This window comes from Cyanobium sp. BA20m-p-22 (assembly GCF_024346275.1).
GTDB lineage: Bacteria > Cyanobacteriota > Cyanobacteriia > PCC-6307 > Cyanobiaceae > Cyanobium_A.
On sequence record NZ_JAGQCQ010000266.1, the window covers coordinates 1 to 5,347 of the forward strand.

The window sequence follows — 5,347 nt, forward strand, 5'->3', positions numbered from 1 at the left end:
GGTGGTGGGCATGCAGATGGAGGCATTCCAAGAACAGGAAAACAACCAGCTCAACAGGAAAGAGGAGCCAAAGCAAAGGTGACAATTAAACGGGTAACAAAGGTCGCGAGGCAACGCGCCCGCCTACGTAGTTGACACCGGGCAGCCAGAGCTTGGCCGGGCGGGCCACCACATCGGAATCGCTCGTACAGGGATCTGTGGGGTCGGTCGTGGAAAAAAGAAAGTGGGTCAGGCCAGCCGTTGATCTAGGCGAAAGGCTCCTGGTTGCACCAGCGGGCCGCCACAATGGCCTGTCCATGTTCAGCACGTACTAAGGGCGGTCAGGCACTCATCCGTTCAATCAGGATCGGCATCGCCAGCGGTAAACCAGAGTGATCACCACCAACCTCAGATGTTCCACCCTGGGGTGGCGCTGCACAAAGCGCAGGCTCTGGGCTGCGACGCGCCCGTGAAACTCCGCGCTGCCGGTGCTGCTGTAACCGGTGGACTCTTGCGACCAGAGGAGCCCGTCATGGCGGTGGCTGACCTCCTTCTGCTCTAGGGCCTCAAAGCGGTAGTGGCGGTCGCCTGGCTCAGCGGGATCCAGGCCCAGCGGCGAGGTTGAGACTTCTGCGCCGGGCAGCAGCGAGCGGATCAGGTCGGGGGCACTTTGGTAAACCCTTTAATACCAGCGGTCGGTGTTCACAGGCAGCTGGAGCAGGAGCGGCGAGCGCTAGCTGGCAAAAGGTAGCCGCGGCGAGGGGTTGGGGCTGCAGGTCGTGCGGAGCCTGGTGGCGCCGGGTGTTGCTGGGGTGCGGCGGCCTCGGAATTCGTTCCGGCTGGGCAGCTTGGCGGCTCAGGGGGAAGCCAACCGCCATGACAATTTGAGCGCCTCCCTGAGTCTGTACAGCTGTACAGACTCCTGCACAGTTGCAAATCAGAGGGGGGCCAGACCAGTCGTGATGCAGACGCTGCACTCCGGGGCCCTAGGTCCTGCAGGCCATACCAGAACGAACGAATGAGGCTGCCGCTGACGTGGACCCCAGAAACTGAGCCAGCCCTTATGAGAGCTTCCCTACCGGCCAGAATTGGCCAGGAGAAGCCCCATGAAAGTCAAACGCCACAGCCCCGAGCAGATCATCCGCAAGTTGCGGACCGCTGAACAGCTCTTGAATCAGGTCCAGGCCGTTGCTGACGTCTGCCGAGCCCTGGAAGTTTCTCCGGCGACTTACCACCGCTGGCAGCATCTGTACGGGGGAATGAAAGCCACAGAGGCCAAACGCCTCAAGGAGCTTGAGCTGGAGAACACACGGCTAAAGCGATTATTGGCAGACGCCGAATTGGATAAAGCCATGCTCTAGCCGCAGGCCCGGCGAAGCCGTAGGAGCTTGCCGAGGGAAACTTCTAAGCCCGGAGCGTCGTCGCAGGGCCGTCGTGGTTCTGGAAGATCGATTCCGGGTTTCTCAACGTCGTGCCTGCCGGCTGGCAGGTCAAAACCGCAACACCCAGCGGCGCCCTGTGCCACTGGCAGATATCGAGGAGCAGAAGCTCAAACGACGGATCCGGGAGCTGGCTCGGCGCCATGTGCGTTGGGGCCGTCGGCTCGTCTACCGGCGGCTACGACTGGATGGCTGGAGCGTCAATCACAAGCGAGTGCAACGGATCTGGCATGAGGAAGGTCTCCAAAGGCCCCTGCCTCGCAGGCGCAAGCGCTCCCGGCCGGCTGGAGGTGACAGGGAGCTGTTGCGCTCTGAATACCCGCATCACGTCTGGGCAATCGACTTCCAGTTCGATCAGATGATGGATGGCCGCGCCCTCAAGTTCTTGAACGTGGTGGATGAATTTAGCCGCGTTTGCCTGGCGATCCATATAGGTCGACGTTGCAGGGCTTTTGAAGTGATCGACACGATCGAGGAGCTACTCAAGCTGTATCCAGCACCGACCCATCTGCGGATGGACAATGGCCCTGAGTTCATTGCCCACGCATTGCAGGAGTGGTGCACAGGCAGTGGTTCAGGAACGGCATACATCCCGCCAGGTTCACCCTGGGAGAATCCATTTGCGGAGACGTTTAACAGCAGGCTCAGGGATGAATTCTTGAATATTGAGCTCTTCTCATCTTTACCAGAGGCAAAGTTATTGGCAGAGCAGCACCGAATCGAGTACAACGTCTACAGACCGCATTCGGCTCTCCAGGGGCGCACGCCCCTGGAAGTCCTCCAGCAATGGAAAGCGGCCTGACCAACCCACCAGCTCTCATAGGAACTGGAGCAGCAAAGGGGGTCACGTCATGAGTGGGAGGCATTATTGGGATTGTGTACGTGGTTCTGCCTGAGATCGATTCCTCGTTAAATCTCGGAATGCATGCCTACTTTCAGAAGATGTATATAGCTCCTGGAGCGAGGCGCGCCAAGCTCGCGAACCGGATGTTCAGGCTGTTCTTGCGTGAATTTGATAGCGCAGTCGAATGGAGGGATTGCAGGGCAGATGTTTTGTTGCCTGAGAATGTCAACCCTGGGCTTCACAGGGCATTCATGTGCCGCTATTTTGCGCGCCTAGGCTTTCGCATGCCGGCAACCAATAAACTTGGCGGGGAGGGGTGGTTCAGGAGATTACAAGTGCGATTTGTGTTCTGAGATGTCAAGATTCAAGGGCGATCACTACTTGCTTTCCCAGGGCAATCGCAGGCCAAGCCCTGGCGTCTCCAAGGCATTGCTCGGGACTCACATCGAAATCTCGCAGCAGTATTATGCAGAGTTCAGCGATGGAAGGCTGTGCGGCCAGAGCATTCCAGATCGCTGATCCAGATTCATAAAGCACTAGGTATTTACAGATGCTGCTTTGAAAAAGAGCAATCTCGCCATCAAGCTCAGTGAACACTGCTTGTGGGTGTTGCTTAAGCCCAACATGTTGCGACTTCTGTCTTGCGATCAAATGCTAAGGCCATCCAGCGGGAGCAGTGGCAACGGCCTCTTGCTCCGTGATGACGACAGGGAGCGAAGTATTCGGTAGTTGCGTTGAGGAAATAGATGTATCAGTAGAGCTCAAGAATGGAGATGGCTGGCTTTGCTGCGGGTGGAAATATTCGAAGTTGACTTTGGCAGGGAAAGCGTCTCAAAGTTGGTGTTGTAGGGTCCTGATGGTGCCAGGTATTGGAGGGCATTTGTGGCGGTCTGGGGGTGATTTAACCAATAAAAAGCCCCTGTGATTCCAGGGGCTTGGTATGATTAGGGAGGTGTGGCGACTAGTAATTTAGCAGCAGATGACTTGTAGAAGATAAACTTCAGTCTCCAGGGCCGCTCCCCCAATAGCCACTGCGGACCTCTGCTGCGTTTTTCTTTCTTTGTTTTTCAGCCGCCGCTTGAGATTTAACCATTGCATCTTGCTCTTTCTGTAACCTCTCCGTTGCCTCTTTTAATCTTTTCTCATCATCCGCCACTGTACTCTGAACCGACTGGGCAAGGGGTTGACCATTCTGAGTGCTCCAGCTGAACTGCCAGGCATTAGACGACTCCACCACCACGCTGATGCTTGGCGTGGTTCCCTGAGAGACCGTGGCTGCGCTTGCAGGAGTAACGGCAAGAGGCAGTTGTGCCAGTGCCATAGCAGCAGTGCCTGCAATGGAAAGGCTTAGGCGTTTGGAGCTGGTCAAGACGACCCCCTGTCGCAAGGTTGAACACTTTTATGGTATGTCCACCAGGCAGTAAGGCCATGTGTTGGAGGACACTAATTATCATAAACCCATCGCCAGTGCAGTGGTGTCTGCTTGGTGTGACAAGAGTTTGCAGACAGGATGGAGCTTGAATAGCCCACCCCACCCCAAGCCACACCCATAGCCAACTCGCCCTCCAAACACCTCCCCCAATCCTTCTTCGCCCGCCCCGCTGAGGTTGTCGCCCCCGAGCTCATCGGCTGCCTGCTGGTGAAACGCCAAGCCGATGGCGAGCTGGTGTGGGGCGTGATTGTGGAAACGGAGGCGTATTCCCAGGAAGAGCCTGCCTGCCACGGCTACCGCCGCCGCACCCCCAGCAACGAAACTCTCTTCGGGGAGCCAGGGCGGTTTTATGTGTATGTGAGTTATGGCATTCACCACTGCGTGAACGTGGTGACGCACCGCGCCGAGTGGGCGAATGGGGTGCTTCTGCGCGCTGTGGCCTTCCCGGGTGAGCCCGAGCGGTTGGCGGCGGGTCCTGCCTTATTGGCACGCTGCTTTGGCATCGATCGCTCCCACGACGCCCAGCTGGTGCATCCTGATCAGGGCCTGTGGATAGCCCCGCGGCCGCCAGCGCTGGCAGCTTTGGATGCGGCCGACCTGATGCAGACCAGCCGCATCGGCATCAGCCAGGGCCAGGATCTCCCCTGGCGCTGGTATTGGCGGGCGAGCCGCAGTGTCAGCAGGCGGGTCCGGGGCGATCGGCCGCCTGCGCAGGAGTCGTGGATCGTCAGCGGGCTGGTTGCTGATCCCTGAGCAGCAGGCGGTGGAGATCTCGCCGGCAGTAGGTGAGCCGCACCGCATTGCAGCGGTTACCCATCTCGACGGAGGCGAGCTGCTGCCGGGATTGCGGGTCGAGCTGCAGGACATCAGCTCGGTGTGATCACCCGCGGTTGCAAATTGAGATCGCGTGCAGGATTGGCAGGTTCAGCAGTGCGTCAAAGACAAGCCCAACCTGATCCCGGTTGAATCGGTAATACCCCCGTAGCACCCACTCCAGTTCCAGAGCCACGGTTTGGGCATAAATAGGCCTTGGCCCGATTCGATCAAGTAGCGGGCCAGCACATTGGTGTCCAGGCCGATGACGGCTGCATCAACGTGGCCGGATCGAAGTCGCTTGGCACCGGTGGGATGGTCGTTTTCAGCAGGCCAAAGCCGCTGGCTGTCGGGCTGCTTGCCGGTCGCGCCGGTCTCACCTCCAGGTGATCGCCCACCAATTCAAAACAAACACGGCTGCCCCCGTGCAAGCCAAGTTGCTGCCGCATCAGCTTGGGAATCGTCACCTGGCCTTTGCTGGTGACGGCGCAATCGCTGGATTCAGCCATGGCGAGGCCTTACCTTGGTAGGGGTATTACCTTCAAAAATGGGGCTGTGGGGTTTGTCGGCTGGGCCTACCCTGACTCCGTGAGCCGCCGCATCCCTTGAGCAGCTGGAGCCACCGTCACGTTCTCGATCTGGCGGCCTTCTCCCTGGACGACTACGCCACCGTGCTCTCCCTGGCCCAGCGCTTTCGCGCCCTGCCGGTGGCTGGTGCCCGCAAGCTGCCGGCCCTGCAGGGGCGGTTGATGACCAGCCTGTTCTTTGAGCCCAGCACCCGCACCCGCAGCAGCTTTGAGCTGGCGGCCCGGCGGCTCTCGGCCGATGTGCAGAGCTTCT

The 5,347-nt window shown here is 58.9% G+C and carries 7 protein-coding genes and 1 pseudogene; 5 read left to right on the top strand and 3 right to left on the bottom strand.

From position 1 onward, the window contains the following. Positions 1 to 1,085 precede the first annotated feature (1,085 nt). On the top strand, positions 1,086 to 1,340 hold the full coding sequence (locus KBZ15_RS17730) for a transposase (protein ID WP_255016548.1): 255 nt from the start codon (positions 1,086 to 1,088) through the stop codon (positions 1,338 to 1,340). Further along, a complete protein-coding gene (locus KBZ15_RS17735) occupies positions 1,324 to 2,220 on the top strand; it encodes an IS3 family transposase (RefSeq protein ID WP_255016552.1) in 897 nt (298 codons plus the stop codon). Before KBZ15_RS17730 ends, KBZ15_RS17735 begins: the two co-directional genes overlap by 17 nt. A gap of 399 nt (positions 2,221 to 2,619) precedes the next feature. Here KBZ15_RS17735 and KBZ15_RS18485 read toward each other — a convergent pair whose 3' ends face one another. Next, positions 2,620 to 2,859, bottom strand: coding sequence for a PqqD family protein (locus KBZ15_RS18485; RefSeq protein ID WP_315859927.1), 240 nt, complete (start codon positions 2,857 to 2,859; stop codon positions 2,620 to 2,622). A gap of 403 nt (positions 2,860 to 3,262) precedes the next feature. After that, on the bottom strand, positions 3,263 to 3,631 hold the full coding sequence (locus KBZ15_RS17745) for a hypothetical protein (protein WP_255016549.1): 369 nt from the start codon (positions 3,629 to 3,631) through the stop codon (positions 3,263 to 3,265). Positions 3,632 to 3,811: 180 nt separating this feature from the next. Between KBZ15_RS17745 and KBZ15_RS17750 the strand changes: the two genes are divergently transcribed. Both KBZ15_RS17750 and KBZ15_RS17755 read left to right on the top strand, forming a co-directional pair. Then, the gene (locus tag KBZ15_RS17750) at positions 3,812 to 4,447 is read left to right on the top strand and encodes a DNA-3-methyladenine glycosylase (RefSeq protein WP_255016554.1); all 636 of its coding nucleotides are present in this window, start codon (positions 3,812 to 3,814) and stop codon (positions 4,445 to 4,447) included. Then, positions 4,434 to 4,574, top strand: coding sequence for a hypothetical protein (locus KBZ15_RS17755; protein WP_255016550.1), 141 nt, complete (start codon positions 4,434 to 4,436; stop codon positions 4,572 to 4,574). Before KBZ15_RS17750 ends, KBZ15_RS17755 begins: the two co-directional genes overlap by 14 nt. A gap of 163 nt (positions 4,575 to 4,737) precedes the next feature. Here the strand turns inward: KBZ15_RS17755 and KBZ15_RS17760 are convergent, their stop codons facing one another. Next, complete coding sequence (locus KBZ15_RS17760) at positions 4,738 to 5,016, bottom strand: AbrB/MazE/SpoVT family DNA-binding domain-containing protein (protein WP_255016551.1); 279 nt, start codon at positions 5,014 to 5,016, stop codon at positions 4,738 to 4,740. Positions 5,017 to 5,112: 96 nt separating this feature from the next. Here KBZ15_RS17760 and KBZ15_RS17765 point away from each other — a divergent pair. Next, a pseudogene (locus KBZ15_RS17765) lies at positions 5,113 to 5,347 on the top strand (aspartate carbamoyltransferase); the annotation flags it as partial.